We start from the raw sequence: 20,423 nt of genomic DNA, 5'->3' as shown, positions 1-20,423 counted from the left end.
TGCTCAGTAGACGTCGGACGGTGTCAGCACCGTCCGTTCGGGGGCGGCCATGGTCTGGCCGACCCGGGTGACCAGCATCGCCATCTCGTAGGCGATCAGGCCCAGATCGGCGTCGGCGGAGGCGAGCACGGCCAGGCACGCGCCCTGGCCGGCGGCGGTGACGAAGAGGAAGGCCTCCTCCATCTCCACCACCGTCTGGCGGACCGGGCCCGCCTCGAAGTGCCGGCTCGCCCCCTTCGCCAGGCTCTGGAAACCGGCCGCCATCGCCGACAGGTGCTCCGCGTCCTCCTGGTTCATCGCCGCGGAGGCGCCCAGCATCAGGCCGTCGGCCGAGAGCACCACGGCCTGCTGGGCGGTTGGCACGCGTTCGACCAGGTCGTCGAGGAGCCAGGTGAGATTCGCGCTCTGCTTCGTCTGTGCCACTTATGCGTCCTTCTCCAGCATGAGGTTCTCCCCGGGACCATCGGCGTGATCGCCGTTCACGCCGGCCTCCGGCCCGGATGGTGCTTTCTCCCCGTCCACCGCGGAGTCCGCGGAAGCCGGGAAACTGACGGTAGCCGCATCGGTGATCGTCGCGTCGGCAGGCGGCGCGGCGTGTCCGTCGGCCTCGGTACGGGCCGCGTCGGCGCGGCCACGGTTGGTGCCGGTCTGCAGCGCGCTCATCAGCGAGCGCGCCTGCTCGGGGCTGCGGGCCGGGCCGGTCGGCTCCGGTTCGACGACCGGCTTGCGCAGCTGCGGGGCCAGGTTCGCCTGCCGGACCCGGCGGGGCAGGCCGTCCTCCCCGATGATCTCGCCGGTGGTCTCGCCGGGAATCTCGGCGGTCTTCTCCTCGACCTGCGCCGGGATCACCTGCGTGACCTCGGCCGGATCCGGCTCCACCACGGCCGGCGCCGAGTTGCGGGGGACCGCCCGCGGCGCCACCGGCAGGCCCGCGGCCAGCTCGTCGAGCACCGACGGGTCGACCGTCCGGTCCGCCTGGGGCGAGCCGTTGACAGCGGGTGTCGGCAGCGTCGGCTTGCGGACCCGCCGCCGCTGGACCAGACCCTCGGCGCTCAGCTCGGCCGCGACCGTGCTCGGCGCCGGGCCGGTGATCTCCGGAGCCGTCCGGTGATGGCCGTTCAGCGCGGGCGCCTCGGCCGGCGCGGTGGCCGGCGCGGCGGCGATCGCCGGGATGTCGTCGGGCGCCGGGCGGTGGCCGGGGCCGGTGATCTGCGGCAGCTCGCCGCTGCCGGACCACTGCAGGGCGCCGGTCGGCTCGTCGGACCCGCCGTCGAAGCCGGCCACCAGCTCGCCGGGGACCAGCACCACAGCGGTGACGCCGCCGTACGACGAAGCCCGCAAGGAAACCCGGATGTTGTGCCGCTGAGCGAGCTGGGCGACCACGAACAGGCCGAGCCGGGCGCTGTCCGCGGGGTCGAAGTCGGGCGGCTCCACCAGGCGGCGGTTCGCCTCGGCCAGCGACTCCGGGGTCATGCCCAGGCCACGGTCCTCGATCTCGACGGCGTACCCGTTCGGGACGACCTGGCCGGTCACCTGGACCCGGGTGTGCGGCGGAGAGTAGGACGCCGCGTTCTCGATCAGCTCGGCCAGCAGGTGGATCACGTCACCGACCGACCGGCCGACGAGCGAGGACGAGGCGATCGTCCGGATGTCGACCCGCTTGTAGTCCTCCACCTCGCTGATCGCGCCGCGGACGACGTCGATCACCGGGACCGGGTTGCGCCAGCCACGGCCCGGGGCGGCGCCGGCGAGGATGACCAGGTCCTCGGCGTGCCGCCGCATCCGGGTGGCGAGGTGGTCGACCCGGTACAGATCCTCCAGCTCCCGCGGGTCGGTCTCCCGGCGCTCCATCTTGTCCAGCAGGGACAGCTGACGGTGCAGCAGCGTCTGGCTCCGGCGCGCGATGTTGAGGAAGACCTCGTTGATGCCGCGCCGGACGTTGGCCTCCTCGACCGCGGACTGCACGGCCGTACGCTGCACGTCGCTGAACGCCCGGCCGAGCTGGCCGATCTCGTCCTGCCCGTACGCCAGCGGCGGCGTCTCGGAGTCGACATCGACCATCTCGCCGTGCCGCAGCCGGCCGACCACCGCGGGCAGCCGCTCGGAGGCCAGCTCGATCGCGTCGCGCCGCAGCCGGATCAGGCGGCCGACCAGCGAGCGGCCGAGACGGACCGAGACGTAGACCGAGGCGCCCAGGGCGATCAGGCCGAGCAGCGCGGCCAGGCCCAGCTTGCCGAGGATGTCGACGGCGAACGGGGTGGCGTCCTTGGAGACCTGCGAGATCGTGCGCTCACCGAAGAGCCGCAGTTCCTGGGAGGCGTAGTCGTACGCGTGCTGCCAGTCGGTGCCGGAGACCGGTGGCGCGCCACCCGCGTAGTTCTGCGCGAGCAGCTTGTTCTGCAGGATGTCGAGGTCGATGAAGGTCGGGTGGATGACCAGCCGGGCGTAGTCGTCCTGCGAGCTCTCCGGCATGTCGGCCACACCGGAGCGGAGCAGGTAACGCTCGACGCCGATGTACTCGATGAGAGTCTCGCGGGTCTTGTTGTCGATCCGGCCGCCCGCGTTGGCGCCGGCCAGCAGCGCGTCGATGCGGCTCAGATACTCCAGGCCACGGAAGGCCGCGATCAGGCCACGGACCTCCCGGTCGACCCGCTCGTCGAAGAACACCGCGGCGGTACGGAAGACGTCGAACCCCAGCTCGATGATCGAGTCGTACTTCTGCGCCAGGTAGAGATAGCTGGTGCGCCGCTCGTCGACCTCCTGGCGCAGCGGGCCCAGCTCGCCGACCTTGACCAGGAAGCCGGACACCTCGGCACGCAGGTCGTCGGTCATCTCGGTGTCGGTCGCGGCCTGCTGGAACTCGTCGATGATCCGGTCGGTGGTGTCCCGCTCGCGGGCCAGCTCGGTCTTCGCCGGACGGGTGGTGGCCTGGTAGATGGCCGAGAAGTGCCGCTCCCGCTGCAGCTGAGCGATCAACCGCAACCCGGGGTCGCCCAGTTTCTGCACCGCGTCCCGTGCGTTGAGCAGGGTGAAGGCCGGCCCGGCGGTGACCACGGTCGCGAAGATCCAGATCGCGAGCAGCGCGGACAGCGGCACCGCGACCATCGCGATGATCTTCGAACGGATCGACCAGTTGCGGCTTCTCATCAAGCTCCGCCAGAGGGGTTCGGCAGGGAACGATCAGCGGACCGCCCGTGGCACCGGCCGCCTGGGAACGGGGGGAACGTCCGGTACGCCCGTGGCGAGCGCTGGCAAAGAATACGTAATGACGTCCGTCTCAGCTAGTTCCCGGGCCTGTCCGATCCCTGCCCTCTCTCCTGTTTGTCCAGCCAGAACGGCCCGCGATCTTTTTCTCATCGATCGTCGGTCTTACGACACTGTGCGCCCGCACACTGCCCGATTACGACCCTGGTGCGCGTTGTCCACGCCGGCGTGATTGGCGCGTGGTGCCGGATGGGAATACAGGGACGGAAGAAGGAGGAACCTGATGTCCACCGCCACCACCATCGTCCTGATCGTCGTCGTCCTACTGGTGCTGGCCGCGATCGTGGTCGGTGTCCAGGCCGCGCGCCGCCGCCGGCTGCGGCAGACCTTCGGCCCCGAGTACGACCGCGTGGTCGCCGACACCGGCAGCCGCACCGAGGCGGAGAAGGAGCTGCTCGAACGCACCAAGCGACACGCGCAGCTCGAACTGAAGCCCCTCTCCGCCGAGTCCCGTGCCCGCTACTCCGCCGCCTGGGAGGAGGTCCAGATCCGTTTCGTCGACGACCCGAAGGACGCGGTCTCGACCGCTGACGAGCTGGTCACGCGACTGATCGCCGAGCGGGGCTACCCGACCGGCGACTACGACGAGCGGCTCGCCGACCTGTCCGTGGAGCACGCCGCCACCCTGGAGCACTACCGCTCGGCGCACGACATCAGCCGGCGCAGCCGTGACGGCCAGGCCGAGACCGAGGACCTGCGCCAGGCGCTCGTCCACTACCGCGCCCTCTTCGCCGACCTGCTCGGCGAGGACCCGGTCGCGCACACCACCCCGGCGCCGCGGCCGGCCGCCGAGGACACCACCCGCCCCGACACCACCACCGAACCCAGCCGCTGAGGAGGCACCGACGATGCGCTTCTTCTCCAACGAGGCCCAGGACAACGTCGACGACAAGAACGACCGCCCCACCGACCCGGACACCACCGCGCCCGTCCCGCAGCAGCGGGCCGGCTCGCCCTGGCAGCACGACACCGACCCGGCCCCGCAACCCACCGCGGCCGGCGCCTCCACCGGGGGCGACGCGGACCGGACCGTGGCGTTCAGCGACGGCGTGACCCGCGACCGAGACGACGCCGAGCCGGCGCCCAAGCACTCGCTGCCCGACGACACCACCCCCCGTCACCAGCTCCCCGACAAGGACGACACGGTCGAAGACGACAAGACCGACGAGGGGGTACGCCCGGACGACACCGGCGTCGACTCGGCCCTCGACGACCGCGGCACCTTCGACGACCCGCACCTCACGGAGACCGGCACGACCCCCGCGGCGCCGAACGACGGCGACCCGGAGGATCGGGTGCAGGACGAGCCGGCTGTCGTGGACGAGCCCGGCCCGACGCCGGACCCCACGCCGGACCCGACGCCGGACCCGGTGGTGGCGCCGGTGGCGGAGCCCGCCGCCGAGACGCCGGCCGAGTCCGGTCCGCTGCCGTTCTTCCCGGCCGCCGACACCCAGCCGCTGCGCGACCGCTGGCGTGACGTGCAGCTCCGCTTCGTCGACGACCCGAAGGGCGCGACCGCCGACGCCGCCGGCCTGGTCGACGAGGCGGTGGACAAGCTCAGCCAGGCGCTGCGTGACCACCGCGGCTCGTTCGCCAAGGGCACCGACGACACCGAGGCGCTGCGGGTCGAGCTGCGCAGCTACCGCGACATCCTGGACCGCCTGCTCGGCCTCTGAGAAGAAAGGGGGAGCCGGACGGCTCCCCCTTTTTCGTGCGATCGGTGACGGCGACCGTCCATCATGTGCTCGGTGACGGCGACACGGACCCGCTCGGCTCGGTGGACGGCGTCGCCGAGTCGCTCGTGGACGGTTCCGGCGACGGGCTCTCCGATGCCGACGGCGACGACGAGACCGGCGGCGACGAGGGCGGCGGAGGCACCGGCGGAACCGGCCGGCCGGTGTCGCTCACGTGGGTGGCCACCGGGGACGGCCGGACCGCGACCGGCGAGGCGCTCGACGTGAGCGGGGTGTACGAATACGTGCTGAGCGGCTCGTCGTCGTCCGGCATCTCGCCCGCCCCGGCCCCACCGAAGTCCATGTCGGCGCCGGGGAACTGCTCGTCGACCGGCGCGGGCCGCTGACTCGGCGCGAGATCGACCACACTGAGCTGGGCGCCGAGCCACAGTGCCGGCCCGAGACCGACCGCGAGTATGGCTCCGAAGAGCGCCACCGGCCCTCGTTCCATGACGGCCCCTCCCCCGCTTCGCCCGACGATCGTCCCGCCTCGTCCGGATACCTGCCTACCCATTCCGGACGTACGTGAAGCGAACAATTCGCTGAGGTCATTGTGACCCCGAGTGACGCGACGGTTGCTCATCCGTCGCGAACGAGACTGCGTTCACTTTCGGGTACGGGAGAGACCTCCACCGGGTTCAGTGGATCACCTCATCGGGTCGGCTCAGCGGGTTCCGGCGAGGAAGGTCACCGCCTCGTCCCAGGCCGCCCAGCCGCCCGGCAGCTCGTCGGTGTCGAGCGCCGTACGCACGCTCAACTCGCCGCCCGCACGCATGCCGAACGTCCAGCCCTTACGCCGACCGGGCACTGTGGTCACCCCGGCCACGTCGGCGAACGCGACGAACCGGCCGCCCGCGGGAAGGGCAAGACCGTCACCCGCCGGGGCATCGGGCTTCTCACCCCCGGGCGCCGCCATTCCACCGATCGGCACACCGCCGGCCGCGATCCTGGTCAGCCGCCGTTTCGACTCCGGCCCGCGGCCGCGGGGCAGCCCCGGCACCAGCAGCAGCCCGAGATCGGTGATCAGCACGTCGGTCCGCGCCCCGTCGGCGGACAGGTTGACCAGTCCACCGAGGACCTGCGCGCGCGCCGAGCCCGGCCGGGACGCCGCCGCGGCCAGATCCACGCCCGCCTCGGTCAGGTAGGCACGCACCGCCTCGGTGGTCTCCGGGTCCGCCGCCGCGGCCGCCAGCTCGGCGAGGTCGAGGTAGGTCCCGTCGGCGCCGACCACCTCGGCCGCGCCGGTCCAGCTGTGCCGCCACCGAGCCACACCGCTGCGCAGGGCGGCGAGGGCCAGCATCAGGCCGAGCAGCTCGACGATCCGGGAGGTGGTCTCCTCGGCCGGCGCCTTCGGGAAGACCGCCTCGGCGGCCGTCCGCAACCGCCCGTCGGCGGCCAGGGTCAGCAGCTCACCGGCGTCCGGCACCGGGCTTCCGACCGCCCGGGAGATCGCGACGAGCGCCGCTTCGGCCTCACGTTCCATCTCGGAGGTACGCGCCACGCTGAGACATTCGTCCCAGCTGACCACTTTCCGACCCTGGGCCGGGAAGGCGACGACCTGCAGAGCCCGCCCGAGCGCCGGCAGGTCGGGCACCAGGTCCTCGACCGGCCTCTCCTCCACCGGCGCCGCGGATCCGGCCGGCGGCGCGGGATCGGCTGGCGGCGCGGGATCGGCCGGCGGCGCGGGATCGGCGGGTGCGCCGGGCTCGAGGGGCGCGGCGGGGTCGGCGGATGCGAGGGGCACGGCGGGGTCGACGGATGCGACGGATGCGGTCGGATCGGTGGACCCGGCAGACACGACGGGCTCCGCGGGGGCGACCGGCTCCGCGGGGGCGACGGAACCGGCAGACGCGGGCGAGGGGGCCGTGAGTGAGCCGGGTGACGGGGACGACGGGGCGGCGGCAGACCGGGACGACGGGGCCGCGGTCAGGGCCGCGATCCGCTCGGCCAGCGGCGGATGGGTGTCCCACGGCCCCGACGGCTCCGGGTCGCGGGCCCGCAGCATGGTCATCTCGGTGGTGCGGGCCGCCAGCACCCGCAGCAGCCCGCCGAACACGTCGTCCGGCACGAAGCCGGCCTGCCATCCGGGCCCCACGTACTCGGCGTGGAACAGCCGCTGCATCCCGGCCAGCGCCGGCAGGTCCCGCAGCGCCGCGACGGTGGCCTCGGTCCCGGCGTGCGCCGCGGCGATCCGGTCCGCGGCCAGCTCCTGCGCCCGGCTGAACGGCGCGTCCATCCGGCGGTAGAACCCCGCATACCACCGCAGGACGATCGCGGCCGGCCCGCGCCGGGAGATCCGCGGCATGGCCCGGCCGATCGCCACCCGGCCGCGGTAGGCGAGCGGCGCCCACCGCCCGAGCGCCGCCGAACCGTGCGCCAGCTCGTGCGTGACGACGGCGGTGAGCCGGTCCGGGGTGAGCGCCTGCAGCAGCGGCAGGCCCAGGTAGAGGTCGCGGCGGCCGCCGATCACACCGAGCAGGTGGGTACGCTCGCCGAGGGCCGCAGTGGCGTCGGCGACGACGGTCACCCCGGCGGGCGCGGCGACACCGGCGGCCTTCGCGGCGTCGTCGATCATCGCCCAGAGGCGGGGCGCCTGGTCCCGGGCGACCGCCACACCGGCCGGAGTGCGGTGCCGGGTGTGCAGGGCACGCCACGTCGCATACGCCAAGGTGCCGAACGTGGCCAGGCTGAGCGGCACGCCGATCCGCACCGCGAGCGCGCCGGGCAGCAGCGAGAGAACCGCCCAGAGAGCGAGCAGGACGGCGGCGAGCTGCGCGCCGGCGACGACGAGGAACCCGGCCAGCGCGGCGGCCGACCGCCCCGCCCCTGGTGCACCCTTGCTCAACCCGCGCTCCTCCCGCCCGGTGGGCCACCAAGAGTAGGGCCAAAACGCTGGGTAACCGTTTCGTGCCCGTGCTGTGGGTAATACGACCGCTATGGCTGACCTCGATCAGACACTGGCCGTCGCCCTGAAGGGGTACGCGTGGCTGCCGGATCTGCGCCGCCGGGCGGGTGGCGGGCCGGTGCGCACCCGGGTGATGGGACAACCGGCGGTGGGCATCTGCGGAACCGCCGCGGCCCGTTTCTTCTACGGGACGGGGAATCTGGAGCGGCACACGGCACTGCCGAGTCTGGTGGTGCACACGCTCTTCGGCGCGGGCGGGGTGCAGACCCTGGACGGGGACGCCCACCGGCGGCGCAAACCGCTCTTCACGTCGCTGCTGACGGGGGACGGTGTCGACCGGCTCGCGAAGATCGCCGGGGAGGAGTTCGACGCGGCCGCCGACACCTGGCGGGAGGGACCGCCGGTGCGGCTGTTCGACGAGACGGCGCGGATCCTCGCGCGTGCGGTGTCGCGCTGGGCGGGCGTACCGCTGGAAGATCGTGAGATTCTCGCCCTGGCCCGGGATTGTGTCGCGATGGTGGACGGGTTCGCGACGGTGGGTCCGCGCACGGCGCGGGCGCTGGTGGCACGGCGGCTCCAGGAGCGCCGTCTTTCCAAGATCATTGCGGGGGTACGGGCGAAGCCGCGCACCACGAGCGCCCTGTCGGCGGTCGCCCACCACAGCGACGACGGCTCACCGGTGGATCCCCGGACCGCGGCCGTCGAGCTGCTGAACATCCTGCGCCCGACGATCGCGGTGGCCTGGTACGTGGCGTTCGCGGCGCACGCCATGGACATGTGGCCGCGTCATCAGTCCCGGATGCGGGCCGGCGACGACGACTACACGCTGGCTTTCACCCACGAGGTGCGGCGTTTCTACCCGTTCGCGCCGTTCCTGGGTGGGCGGGCGACGCGTGACCTGTTCTTCCAGGGCGAGCCGATCCCGGCCGGGACGCTGGTGCTGCTGGACGTCTACGGGCACCATCACGACCCGGAGCTGTGGATCGACCCGTACCGCTTCGACCCGGACCGTTTCCTGGGCCGGGAGCCCGGCGAGTTCGACCTGATCCCGCAGGGCGGCGGCGATCCGCGGACCGGCCACCGCTGCCCGGGCGAGAAGATCACGATCGCGCTGCTGGGCACGCTGTCGCGCCGGCTCGCCGAACTGGACCACTACCTGCCGCCGCAGGACACCGGCATCACCCTGTCCCGGATCCCGGCGCTGCCCCGCGACCGGATCCGCCTGGTGGTGCCGGAGCATCACCGGCCGGCGCGGGCCACGCCGGCGGTCAGTGCCAGTCGATCTCCGGTGAGCGGTGGAAGTTGATTCCGCCGGCCGTCCAGCGCGGGCCGAAGGCGGCCAGCCGCTCCCGGAACGACTGCCAGTCCCGGCCGTCCTGCGGTGACCAGGCCACCTCGGCGACGGCCGGCAGCCGCGGCAGGGTGAGGTAGCGCACGTCGTCGACGCTGCGCAGGGTCTCCGACCAGAGCGGCGCCTCGACCCCGAGGATCGCCTCCTCGCCGACACCGGGCAGGCGCTGCGCCGGGTCCCAGTCGTAGGCCCGCTCGACGCTCAGGTGGCCGGCCCAGTCCAGGCCGAGCGGGGTGTCCGCGTCGTACTTCATGTCGAGGTAGGTGCGGTCGGCCGGGGAGACGATCACCCGGCGGCCGGACGCGGCGGCGCGGGCCACGGCGTCGTCGGCGGGCTCGATCCGCCAGTACTGCACGATCGCGTCCTCGGGCAGGTCGACGGTGGCGATCTCGTGCCAGCCGATCACGCTCTTGCCGAACCGGCCCGGGATCGGCAGCACCCGGTCGAGGAACGTGCGGTAGTCCTCCGGCGGCGTGGACAGGCACTCGTCGCCGCCGATGTGCAGGTAGGGGCCGGGCGTCACGGCGGCGACCGTCTTGAGCACGGTCTCGACGAAGGCGTACGTCTCCTCCCGGCCGGCGACCAGCGAGGAGTAGCCGACCTCGGCGTCGGTGCGGGGCGCGACCGGCTGCCCGTCGGCGGTCAGCTCCGGATAGGCGACGTGCACCGCGTTCACGTGGCCGGGCATGTCGATCTCGGGAACGATCGTGACGAACCGCTCGGCCGCGTAGGCGACCACGTCGCTGTACTCGGCGAGGGTGAGGAAGCCCGGGCCGGCCCCGTCGACGCCGGTGCCCGCGCCGCCACTGACCTCGGTGAGCCGGGGCCAGCCGGGGATCTCCAGCCGCCAGCCCTGGTCGTCGGTGAGATGCAGGTGCAGGTGATTGATCTTGAACTGGACGAGCAGGTCGACGTGCGCCTTGATCTCGGCGGCGGTGAAGAAGTGCCGGGCCAGGTCGAGCATCGCGCCACGGAAGGCGTACCGCGGCCGGTCCTCGATGACGCCACCGGGCAGCACCGTGCCGAGCTGGCGCAGCGTCTGCACACCCCAGAAGACGCCCTGCGGAGCGCCGCCGGCCAATGTCACCCCGGTCGCGGCGATCTCCAGGCGGTACGCCTCCGCGGCGAGCGAGTCGTCCAGAGCGAGGGTGATCGCGCCGTCCGGGGCCAGGGGCAGGCCGAGGTGCGCGGCGACACCTTCGAGTGCGGGCGGGGCGCTCACCGCCGTACCCCCGGGAATGATCGTGAACGATGCGGCCGTGACCGGCCGCACCGAGGCCGGCCGGGGGATAACATCGCCGAGTCGCTGCATCCGATCGCTCACTCTGAAGATTGTAAACAGTTAGGCTATGACGACCATCACACGTCTTGCCGGCTCGGGTGACGAACCGGTCCTGCACGACCTGGCCGCCCGGACATTCGGGCTGGCCTGCCCACCGGGGACCGCCCAGGCCGACATCGACGCGTTCATCGTGACGAACCTGTCGGCCGAGCGCTTCACCGCCTACCTGGCCGACCCGGCACGCATCCTCATGATCGTCTCCGTCGACGGCGAGCCGACCGGATACTCCATGCTGGTCGGCGGCCCGATCACCGACCCGGATGTGGCCGCCGTGGTCGACCAGGCCACCAGCATCGAGCTCAGCAAGTTCTATCTGGCGCCGGAGCGGCACGGCACCGGGGCCGCGGCCGCGCTGATGACCGCGACGCTCGCCGCGGCCGCCGGGACCGGGACCGCGACCTGCTGGCTCGGGGTCAACCAGCGCAACGTGCGGGCCGCGAGGTTCTACGCCAAGCACGGCTTCGAGATCGTCGGGGTGAAACGGTTCCTGGTCGGCTCCGAGTGGCACGACGACCACATCCGGCAACGGGACATCTCCGCCCGGCACGGCTGAGGTTCGGGCAGCGGCCCTCGCCGCGACTGCCCTTCCCTTCCGTGAACCGGATGCGGCGGTTCGGGCATCAACGGGTGTGAACGACCTACGCTCGCAACCGATGCACCTCGCCGACGACGTGCTGATCCGGGAATCGGTGCGGCAGCCGGAACAGTTCGCGCCACTCTTCGACCGGCACGCGGTGGCGATCCACCGCTATCTCGCCCGCCGGATCGGGGCGCCCGCGGACGACCTGCTCGCCGAGACGTTCCTGATCGCCTTCCGCAGACGCGCCGCCTACCAGCCGCTCGGCCTGGATGTGCGGCCCTGGCTGTTCGGCATCGCCACCAACGTCCTGCACCGGCACGTCCGCCAGGAGGAACGGCGTTACCGGGCACTGGCCCGCGCCGCCCGCGAACAGTCCACACCGGATCAGGACGACCGGGCCGACGATCGGGTGGACGCCGCGGCCCTCCGGGCCGACCTGGCCGCGGCGCTGGCGAAACTCAAGCCCGGCGACCGCGACGCGCTGTTGCTTCTGGCCTATGCCCAGCTGTCGTACGCCGAGATCGCCGCGACCCTGGAGATCCCGGTGGGAACCGTCCGCTCCCGCATCAACCGGGCCCGCAAGCTGACCCGCGCCGCCCTCGAACCGGCCCTCACATCCGATCCCGCGCCCGATCCTCCGGCCTCACGCAGCCCCTCAGCCGTATCCGGCCTCCCGCCCGCTTCCGGCTCCGCCGCCGCGCTCAGCCCCTCGACCGTGTTCGACTCCCCGGAGGTGGGAAATGAACGATCTTGAATTGCTCGACCGTCATGGCCCGGATGCTCCACCCGTCTCCGACGTGACACTCGCCGCGGCGCGTGCCCGGCTCCTGTCCGGCATGGACAGCACCGCACCGGCCCCGCGAAGCCGTCCGGCCCTGTTCCGCCGCGGCCCGATGCTCGCCGGCCTGGGCCTGGCCGCCGCGGTGGCCGTCGCCGCCGTGGCGGTCCCGCGCCCGGATGCCCGCCCCGATGGCCGCCCGGATGCCCGACCCGACGCCGCGCCCACCGCCGCCCCGGCGATCACCTCCAGCGGACCATCCTCCGGCGCGCCGCCCGCCACGAGTGGGATCCGCCTGGTGGCCGCCACCGCGCCCGGCTTCCCCTACACGATCCCCGGCCTCGGTGACGCGACGTTCACCGCCGACCCGGGGGGTCCGATCATCGCGGTCTACCTGGCCGACGACCGCAGCGACGTCTACCTCAGCACGGCCACGGAGGCTCCCGGCTTCGGCGGGGAGCCGGTCGACGTCGAGATCGACGGCCGCCCCGGCCGCCTGCTGCCGTTCGACGGAACCTCCGACGACGGTCGTCCCCCGCTCACCCTGGTCTGGGAGCACCGCGACGGGGTGTGGTTGAGCCTGACCGGCCACCGGCGGTACGGCACCCCGGAAGCCCTGGTGAAGCTGGCCGGGAAGGTGCAGGACAAGCCGCAGCGGTTGCGTTTCGAGGTGACCGTGGGCCTGATCCCGGACGGCTGGGAGCTGGCGGCCTTCAAGGACGAGAGCATCCTGATGTACCGCGACCCCGCCGACCCGCAGACCGGCTTCCAGGTGCAGTGGACGCCGGGATCACGCCCGCTCTTCCGGGCGGCCGAGGTGGACGGCCTGGAGAAGGCGTCGAAGGTGACGGTGCAGGGCCGCCCGGCCGACCTGTTCCGGTGCCGGGACTTCTGGATGGTGCAGGCGAGACTCGCGGACCGTTCGATCGTCCGGGTGATGACCCCCCGGACGTTCACCGCCGACCAGGCCGTGCAGCTCGCGGAGTCCGTGCGCCGCAGCTGAGCCCCGTTCAGGAAGATTTGTATAAGGCTCCGCTTAAACGTGACAGGAATTTGTCGTACCCCGTCAGTAGGTTCTTGCCTGCGGACCGGCGCCACGGGGGCGCCGGTCCGTCCAGAGAGCCTCAGGCCGTGTGCCGCACCAGGGCCTCCCCGGCGCGGCGCAGGGCGTCACGCAGCTCGTCCGGCGACTCGACGGTGAAGGGGGCGCCCAGCACACCGAGCGCCATCACCGGCCAGCCCAGGTCGTCGACGCTCATCCGCAGCCGGCAGCCGCCCTCGGGCAGTTCCTCGGTGTGGCCCCAGTCGCCGACGAAACCCTGGACCGTCGCGACGTCGGCATGGATCACCACGGACACGTCGTATCGGCTGGGGATGGTCCGCATCCGCGAGCGCAGCCACGCGACCGGGTCCCCGCCGGGCAGCTCCCGCGGGCGGAAACGGGCGCCGGTCGGCTGCGGCGCGGTGAGCCGGTCCACCCGGAAACTGCGCCAGTCGCCGCGCTCCAGATCCCAGGCCACCAGATACCACCGGCGTCCGAGCGAGACCAGGCGGTGCGGCTCGACGTGCCGGCGGCCGGCCTCGCCCTCGCGCGGGGCGTAGTCGAAGCGCAGCCGCTCCTCGCCGCGGCAGGCCATCGCGAGGGTGGTGAGGGTCAGCGCGTCAAGGACCGGGCCGCCACCGAACACGCCGGGAGCGGTGACGGCCTGCAGCGCGTCGATGCGGCGGCGCAGCCGGGGCGGGAGCAGCTGGATCACCTTGGCGAGCGCCCGTACCGACGTCTCCTCGAATCCGGCGACCGCGCCCGCCGCGGCGGTGCGCAGACCGACCGCGATGGCCACCGCCTCCTCGTCGTCGAGCAGCAGGGGCGGCATCGCCGCACCGGCCTGCAGCTGGTATCCACCGGCGACACCGCGGGCGGCATCCACCGGATAGCCCAGCTCGCGGAGGCGGTCCACGTCGCGGCGCAGCGTGCGGGCGCTGACCTCGAGACGCTCGGCGAGCTCGGAGCCCGGCCAGTAGCGATGCGTCTGCAGCAGGGACAGCAACCGCAGCATTCGTGCACTCGTGTTCGCCATGGCTCCAGAATCTTCGCTATTGCGGTCAGGAAGTGGCCGCTACAAATCCTACCGGCGGAGCCTGAACGATCCCCCGAAAAACCCGGCTGGTCGCTGAGAGCCGGCCGAGCCCCGGCCCGCTACCTTGTCCCTCGCGGAAGACGAGCAGGTCAAGTGAGGCGGAAGGGGCCGGGCCGATGCGACGCCGACTGATTCCCGGGGTGTTCAAGGAGTTTCTGGACACCCTCACCCGGCCGGTCGGCGGCGAGGAGGCGGCGCGCTCCAGCAATCCGGACGCGATCGTCGACTGCGCGGTCTATGCCGGCGGGCTGCGGCACGGCGGCGCGGCGCAGGTCCCGTTCGCGGACGCGGCGCGGGTGGCCCGGCGCCGGCGCGGCTCGTTCGTGTGGCTCGGCCTGCACGAGCCCGACCTGGCCACCATGCGCCCGGTGGCGGAGGTGTTCGGCCTGCACGACCTGCTCGTCGAGCAGGCCGTCTCGGGTGGCCACCGGCCCGGTGTGCAGACGCTCGGCGACGTGACCCGGCTGGTGCTGCGCACCGCCCGCTATGTCGAGCACGATCGGCTGACCGCCACCTCCGAGGTGGTGGAGACCGGTGACGTCACGGTGCTGATCGGCCCGTGGTTCGCGATCACCGTGCGGCACGGCCCGGTCGGCCCGCTCTGGGAGGTGCGCAAGGAGCTGCAGAGCCGGCCGGAGGTGCTGCGCCAGGGCCCGTGGTCAGTGGCGTACGCGGTGGGCAGCCGGATGGTGGACAGCTACCTGGACGTGGCCGAGCACGTGGAACGGGATCTGGAGCGCATCGAGGAGGAGACCTTCGCGTCCGAGCGCAACGCCGAGTTCGCCCACATCTACCAGCTGAAACGGGAGATGGTGGAGTTCAAGCGAGCGGTGTTGCCGCTGTCCGAGCCGCTGGCCCGGCTGATCGGGTCGCCGGAGCTGCCGGCCGGGTTGCGCCCTTACCTGGAGGACGTGCGGGGCCGGCTGGCGCGGGCCGTGGACCGGGTGGGCAGCTTCGACGACCTGCTCAACTCGATCCTGCAGGCCCGGCTCGCGCAGGTGTCGGTCGACCAGAACCACGACATGCGCAAGATCGCCGCGTGGGCGGCCATCGCCGCGGTGCCGACCGTCATCGCCGGCGTCTTCGGGATGAACTTCGAACACATGCCGGGTCTGGACTCGACGTACGGCTTCTACGCCTCGATCGCCACGATGTCACTCATCGGTGGTGGCGTATATCACCGTCTGAAGAAGTCCGGCTGGCTGTAGTCACTCAAAGTAATTGCGCCATCGTCCGCCGAATCGGTCTTTTTCCGAGCTAGACGGGTATCCGGTGGCGTGCTTCCCGCCCTACCGATGAACACGGCGAGTTACTAGGTTCGGTAACTGAGTCGATCATTGGGGGGAATCAGCGTGACGGCAACCGAGACCTTGCCACGGCACGCCAGGCACGGCGTCCTCGCGGCGCTGAAGGGTCACGTCGATCTGTTCCTCAACGCGGGCTCGCTGATGGCGACGACTCTCGTCACGTCCGCGTTCGGGTTCGCCTACTGGTGGGTGGCGGCCCATCTGGCGCCGCAGGCCGCGGTCGGCCAGGCGTCCGCCGCGGTGTCGGCGATGACCCTGATCGGCACGATCGGCATGTTCGGCATGGGCACCATGCTGATCTCCGAACTCCCGACGGTCGCCCGCGGCAAGTGGGACCTGATCTCCACCTGCCTGCTCACCGCGGGTGTCGCGGCCACCGCCGGCGGCCTGGCCTACGTCGTGGCCGCCCAGTGGGCGCCGAGCCTGCGCGACGCGCTCGGCGGCAGCGCCGGCACCGTCCTGCTGATCGCCGGCATCGCCCTGAACGCCATGACGCTGGTCCTCGACGAGGCCATGGTCGGCCTGCTGCAGGGGCCGCTCCAGCTGATGCGCAACGCCTGGTTCTCGCTGATCAAGCTGGTGCTGCTGGGCCTGGTGGCGGTCGTCCCGGGTCTCGCGCTGACCGGCCCGGTGCTGCTGCTGACCTGGGTGGCCGGCATCGTCGCGTCGACCGCGATCCTGTTCCGGGTGCTGCGCCGACGCGGCATGATCGACTCGTTGCGTCCGCGCCCGTCGCTGATGCGCGGCCGCGGCCGGGCCACCTTCGACCACAACCTGCTGAACCTGGCCACCTATCTGCCCCGGGCCGCGCTGCCGCTGATCGTCACCGCCACCCTGTCGGCCGAGGCGAACGCCGCTTTCTACACCGCGTTCATGGTGCTGTCGTTCATGGCGATGGTGCCCGGCAACGTGGCGCTCACGCTCTTCGCGGTGACCGCCGGCGACAAGGGCGCGCTGCGCGGCAAGGTCCGGGTCGGCCTGCTGATCTGCCTCGGCGGCGGTCTGCCCGCCTCACTGGTGGTGTTCCTGCTGTCCGAGCAGATCATGGGCCTGTTCGGCGCGGACTACGCGAAGTCCGCGGGCGAGGCGCTGGCGATCCTGTCGCTGACCTACGTCCCGTTCGTCTTCCACCACTTCTTCCTGGCCATCTCCCGGGTGCAGAACCGTCTGCGCGGCGCGGGGATCTTCTCGGTCTTCGCGGGCGTGGCCGAGCTGCTGGCCGCCTGGTGGGCCGGCGCCCATGGCGATCTGAACGACCTGGTCACCGCGGTGGCCGTCGTGATGGCCGTCGAGACGGTGCTGGTCGCCCCGACCGTGCTGAAGGTCGTCTTCGCACCGGTCGCCGACATGTCCGCGGTAGGAGAGGGAGTCAACGTCATGTCCACCACCAGCCTGACCCTGCACGAGCGCGCCTGGCTGCCCCTGGAGTACATCCGCACCGTCGGCCCGCTGACCGGCGTCGACGCGGACCGGGTCCGTAACGCGCTGATCGGCCTGCACGCCGCCGACCCGACCCACCGGGCGGTCTCCCGGCTGGACCGTTCCGGCGCGAAGTGGCAGCACATGGACGCCGTGTCGTTCGCCGGCTGGGTGCAGGACGCGGTCACCGACCTCGGGCCCGGCCCGGTCGACTTCGACGCGATGACCCGGCGGCTGCAGGCCGAGCCGCGGGCCCACCACCCGGTGCGGATCCTGGTCGGCGGCGGATACTTCGCGCTCAAGGTGTCGCACGCCTACGGCGACGCGGGCCCGGTCAACGTCCTGGTCCACGAGCTGGTCCAGGCGGCGTACGAGGGTCGCGCGGCCCGCATCGCGCCGTCGGAACGACACCGCACCGCGCTGCTGAAGGCCTGGTGGAAGCAGTTCGGGATGCAGCCCTCCCGCTGGAAGGAGGGGCTGAGCTTCGCCCGCCCGCCGCACGTCGAGGAGGGCCCGGCCCGCCCGTGGCAGGCGGACCTGACGGTGACGACGGCCCGATCCGGCCAGGTGCTCGGCCAGATGCGGACCTGGCGCGACCAGTACGCGCCGGGCGTCACCACCTCGGCGATCACCTTCGCCGCGTTCACCTCGGCACTGATCGAACTCGGTCTCGACCCGGACCTGCGGGGTGGCACGTTCCTCGCCGACGCCCGCCGGTACCTGGGTGAGGGCGTCAGCATCGACAGCAACTTCTGCATGGGCCCGTACCTGACGCCGCCGAGCCTGACCGACCCGCTCGCCATCCACCGGACGCTGAAGGCGGAGCTGGCCACCGGCCGGATCCTGACCATGATGCTGCTGCGCGAGGGCAAGATCCTGCTGACCGGCGCGCCCGGCATGCCGGACCCGTTCCCGTCCGAGATCGCGGTCGAGGCTCGGCCCCGGCTGACCTTCAGCAACCAGGGCCGGCACGACGTGCTCGGTGACCTGCCGTGGGCGGTCGAGCCGGCCGGCCGGGTCAACCAGAGCGTGCCGACCCTGAACGGGCCGGAGGGCATCACCCTCACCACCAGTGAGATGAACGGTGTCCTGCACCTGGAGGCGACGTTCCACGCCAGCACGTACAACCCGGCGGTCGTGGCCCGGGCCCTGGAGCTGGTCTGCGCCGACCCGGCCGGATTGATCATGGCGCGTCGCTGAAATGCATTAAAGATCGATCAACAATGGTACGGCCAGAGGTGACGCCCGATCGGCATTGACGATCGGGCGTCACCTCATCCGCGATTCAGCCCGTGACGATCAATTGCCGGACGTGCCCTGGCCACCACCGGGGGTGTGCTGACCAGGGCCGTCCTGCCCCGGACCCGCGGGCCGCTGCGGACCCGGCGAGTCCTGGCCCGGACCACTGTGCCCCGGGGCGCCGGGACCGTCGTGGTTCGGGCCGCCCGGCCGGCCGTGCCCGGGACCGCCCGGACCGTCCAGGCCGCCCGGGCCGGTGTGGCGCAGCACGGGCAGCGACAGCACCGCCGTGCGCGTCTGGGTGCGGGCCCGGAAGCCGCAGTCGTCGTAGGAGATCGTCGCCCAGAGTTTGGCGACACCGGGCCCCCGTCGGTATGCCGTGACCCGGACCCGGGTGTGGCCGGTGTGCCCGGGCCGCAGCGTGTCGCCGCGGGTGAACGACGCCGAGCGCCGGGCTCCGGGGTATTCGACGCGGACCCGTTCACCGCGCACGCGGACCTCGGCGTCGCAGATCCGCCGGTCGGTCCGCCAGGGGATGGACACCCAGCTGCCGGTGCCGGCGCGAACCGACTGGAGCCAGTTCGACACCGGCTGCGGACCTCGGGGAGCCGCGCCCGCCGGGGTGGTGGCAACGGTGGTCGCCGTGCCGAGGGCCGCTGTCACCAGAGCGATGGCCGCGCCGATTCGCCGTGTCTTCTGCATCGAGATTCCTCCCATGCCTGCGGGTCCGCCGGTCACCATCGACCGGCCTGGCAAAGCGGACACTATGCGGAATTCACCCATACGCCATTATTTTAAGCGGCGTTTCGGAGCAAAAAGATAATCCGGACAAAATGTTTAGATTCGGTAGTCCGAAAAGATGATGTTGCCGCGCTCGGCTGAATCGCCCCGGATACGGGGTAATGCGACGACATGACGCAGCACACCGCACCAGAGGATCTCGGCGCTCCGGTGTCGTACCTCGTCCTCAAGAACGGCACGGCCGTCTACGACCGCTCCGGCGACGAGGTCGGCACCGTCGACCACGTCCTCGCCGACGAGCCGGCCAACCTCTTCCACGGCCTTCTGATCAAGACCGCCGACGGGCACCGGTTCGCGGCCGGCGACCAGGTCGACGGCCTCTTCGAGCACGGCGTGATCGTCGCTGAGCCGGCCGATCGCCTGGCCACGCCGAGCGCCGACGCCCCCGCCGAGCAAGCCGGGAACCGCGCCACCGGCCTGAAGCGCGCCTGGGAGTGGCTGATCCGGCCGAAATGAGAACCGGCCGGCTCTCCGGGCTGTCCGAGCACGCTCGGGACGACCGGGAGAGCCAGCCGGAATTGACCGGGAGCCGCGCGGAGGCGGCCCGGGCGTGGCTCAGCCGCGGCCCCAGCGCAGCAGGCAGGCGCCCATCGACATGCCACCGCCGAACCCGGCCAGCAGCACCAGCTCGCCGTCGCGCAGCGACCCGTTGTGGTTGGCGTCGTCCAGGGTGACCGGGAGCGAGGCGCTGCCCACGTTGCCGTACCACGGCAGCGTCAGGTGGGTGTGCGCGTTCTGCAGGCCGGCCGCGTCCACGAGTTCCTGCAGCATGATGCCGTTGGCCTGGTGCGGGACGAAGTGGTCGACGTCCTCGGCCTTGAACTCGTTGCGCCGCAGCAGCGCGTCGAGCGCCGGCGGCACGCCGGTGGCCACGAAGTCGCGGACGCCCCGGCCGTTCATCCGGAAGTAGTGGTCCCCGTCGGCGACGGTCGCCGACGACGCGGGCAGCCGGCTGCCGCCCGCCTTGACGTGGATCAGGTCGTTCGCGTCGCCCCGGGAGTTCAGCTCCAGGTCGACGATGCCGTAGCCGTCGGGCACCCGGCCGACGACCGCCGCGCCGGCCCCGTCACCGAACAGCACCGCGGTCCGCCGGTCGCCGAAGTCGAGGATCCGCGAGTACACGTCCGAGGCGAGCACCAGGACGAGCGCGTCGGGCTGGGTCTGGACCAGGCCGTTCGCCACGCCGAGGGCGAAGACGAACCCGGCGCAGACGGCGTTGACGTCGAAGCAGGCCGCCCCGGTGGCGCCGATGGCGTGCTGCACCAGGTTGGAGGTCGGCGGCTGCGGGGAGTCGCCGGTCGAGGTCGACACGATGATGTAGTCGATCTCGGCCGCCGTCACGCCGGCCCGCTTCAGCGCCGCCCGCGCGGCGTGCGCCGCCAGATCGGAGGCCGCCTCGTCGGGGGCGGCGAATCTGCGCGCCTCGATCAGGGTCTTCCGGGACACCCATTCGGGGTCCGCGTCCGGCACCAGAGCGAGCAGGTCCACGTTGGTCACGACCCGCTCGGGGAGGTACGACCCGGTACCGAGAATGCCTACCGCCACGCCTGTTCTCCCAGCTCTCCG

Annotated in this window: 16 protein-coding genes and 1 pseudogene; 10 read left to right on the top strand and 7 right to left on the bottom strand. The window is 72.2% G+C overall.

Translation table 11 applies throughout. The features are described from left to right. Positions 1 to 3: 3 nt before the first annotated feature. Together BM290_RS35555 and BM290_RS35550 are read right to left on the bottom strand one after the other, a co-directional pair. Entirely contained in the window at positions 4 to 423 is a 420-nt protein-coding gene (locus tag BM290_RS35555; protein ID WP_093620339.1) for a roadblock/LC7 domain-containing protein, read from the bottom strand. Next, positions 424 to 3,147: a sensor histidine kinase gene (locus BM290_RS35550; RefSeq protein WP_093620338.1), complete on the bottom strand. Its 2,724-nt coding sequence runs from the start codon at positions 3,145 to 3,147 to the stop codon at positions 424 to 426. It abuts the gene before it with no gap. Between the two features lie 340 nt (positions 3,148 to 3,487). Here BM290_RS35550 and BM290_RS35545 point away from each other — a divergent pair, with 340 nt between their 5' ends. Genes BM290_RS35545 through BM290_RS35535 form a run of 3 tightly spaced genes read left to right on the top strand, consistent with a single transcriptional unit; the run spans position 3,488 to position 5,344 of the window. After that, positions 3,488 to 4,099: a hypothetical protein gene (locus BM290_RS35545; RefSeq protein WP_093620337.1), complete on the top strand. Its 612-nt coding sequence runs from the start codon at positions 3,488 to 3,490 to the stop codon at positions 4,097 to 4,099. A 13-nt stretch (positions 4,100 to 4,112) separates the two neighbouring features. Beyond that, a complete protein-coding gene (locus BM290_RS35540) occupies positions 4,113 to 4,940 on the top strand; it encodes a hypothetical protein (RefSeq protein ID WP_093620336.1) in 828 nt (275 codons plus the stop codon). Between the two features lie 44 nt (positions 4,941 to 4,984). Then, a complete protein-coding gene (locus tag BM290_RS35535) occupies positions 4,985 to 5,344 on the top strand; it encodes a hypothetical protein (protein WP_143134038.1) in 360 nt (119 codons plus the stop codon). A gap of 317 nt (positions 5,345 to 5,661) precedes the next feature. Here BM290_RS35535 and BM290_RS50840 read toward each other — a convergent pair whose 3' ends face one another. Continuing rightward, entirely contained in the window at positions 5,662 to 7,842 is a 2,181-nt protein-coding gene (locus BM290_RS50840) for a M48 family metalloprotease (protein WP_093620334.1), read from the bottom strand. Positions 7,843 to 7,933: 91 nt separating this feature from the next. On the opposite strand from BM290_RS50840, the gene BM290_RS35525 reads away from it, so the two are divergent. Then, a complete protein-coding gene (locus BM290_RS35525) occupies positions 7,934 to 9,208 on the top strand; it encodes a cytochrome P450 (RefSeq protein ID WP_093620333.1) in 1,275 nt (424 codons plus the stop codon). On the opposite strand, the gene BM290_RS35520 is transcribed toward BM290_RS35525, so the two are convergent. Then, positions 9,171 to 10,577 (bottom strand): family 20 glycosylhydrolase, encoded by a 1,407-nt coding sequence (locus BM290_RS35520; RefSeq protein WP_239143947.1) that lies wholly within the window; start codon positions 10,575 to 10,577, stop codon positions 9,171 to 9,173. The genes BM290_RS35525 and BM290_RS35520 overlap by 38 nt on opposite strands. A 25-nt stretch (positions 10,578 to 10,602) precedes the next feature. Here BM290_RS35520 and BM290_RS35515 point away from each other — a divergent pair, with 25 nt between their 5' ends. The 3 genes and pseudogenes from BM290_RS35515 (at position 10,603) to BM290_RS35505 (ending at position 12,956) form a co-directional block, all read left to right on the top strand. After that, positions 10,603 to 11,148, top strand: coding sequence for a GNAT family N-acetyltransferase (locus BM290_RS35515; RefSeq protein WP_093620331.1), 546 nt, complete (start codon positions 10,603 to 10,605; stop codon positions 11,146 to 11,148). A 100-nt stretch (positions 11,149 to 11,248) separates the two neighbouring features. Next, positions 11,249 to 11,797 (top strand): annotated as a pseudogene (locus tag BM290_RS35510) (RNA polymerase sigma factor); the annotation flags it as partial. Positions 11,798 to 11,915: 118 nt separating this feature from the next. Then, positions 11,916 to 12,956 (top strand): hypothetical protein, encoded by a 1,041-nt coding sequence (locus tag BM290_RS35505; RefSeq protein WP_143134037.1) that lies wholly within the window; start codon positions 11,916 to 11,918, stop codon positions 12,954 to 12,956. Between the two features lie 121 nt (positions 12,957 to 13,077). Here BM290_RS35505 and BM290_RS35500 read toward each other — a convergent pair whose 3' ends face one another. Further along, the gene (locus BM290_RS35500) at positions 13,078 to 14,031 is read right to left on the bottom strand and encodes a helix-turn-helix transcriptional regulator (RefSeq protein ID WP_239143946.1); all 954 of its coding nucleotides are present in this window, start codon (positions 14,029 to 14,031) and stop codon (positions 13,078 to 13,080) included. Positions 14,032 to 14,207: 176 nt separating this feature from the next. Between BM290_RS35500 and BM290_RS35495 the strand changes: the two genes are divergently transcribed. After that, entirely contained in the window at positions 14,208 to 15,299 is a 1,092-nt protein-coding gene (locus tag BM290_RS35495) for a magnesium and cobalt transport protein CorA (RefSeq protein ID WP_093620327.1), read from the top strand. A gap of 144 nt (positions 15,300 to 15,443) precedes the next feature. Further along, positions 15,444 to 18,017: a lipopolysaccharide biosynthesis protein gene (locus tag BM290_RS35490; protein WP_093620326.1), complete on the top strand. Its 2,574-nt coding sequence runs from the start codon at positions 15,444 to 15,446 to the stop codon at positions 18,015 to 18,017. A gap of 99 nt (positions 18,018 to 18,116) precedes the next feature. Here the strand turns inward: BM290_RS35490 and BM290_RS35485 are convergent, their stop codons facing one another. Beyond that, positions 18,117 to 18,758 (bottom strand): hypothetical protein, encoded by a 642-nt coding sequence (locus BM290_RS35485; protein WP_143134036.1) that lies wholly within the window; start codon positions 18,756 to 18,758, stop codon positions 18,117 to 18,119. Between the two features lie 210 nt (positions 18,759 to 18,968). Here BM290_RS35485 and BM290_RS35480 point away from each other — a divergent pair, with 210 nt between their 5' ends. Then, entirely contained in the window at positions 18,969 to 19,313 is a 345-nt protein-coding gene (locus BM290_RS35480; protein WP_093620324.1) for a PRC-barrel domain-containing protein, read from the top strand. A gap of 99 nt (positions 19,314 to 19,412) precedes the next feature. Here the strand turns inward: BM290_RS35480 and BM290_RS35475 are convergent, their stop codons facing one another. Then, positions 19,413 to 20,402, bottom strand: a complete 990-nt coding sequence (locus BM290_RS35475; protein ID WP_093620323.1) for a 3-oxoacyl-ACP synthase III family protein — start codon at positions 20,400 to 20,402, stop codon at positions 19,413 to 19,415. Positions 20,403 to 20,423 lie beyond the last annotated feature (21 nt).

The organism is Actinoplanes philippinensis (assembly GCF_900113015.1).
GTDB lineage: Bacteria > Actinomycetota > Actinomycetes > Mycobacteriales > Micromonosporaceae > Actinoplanes > Actinoplanes philippinensis.
Note: the sequence above shows the minus strand (reverse complement) of the source record. Positions and strands in the feature narration are given on the sequence as shown.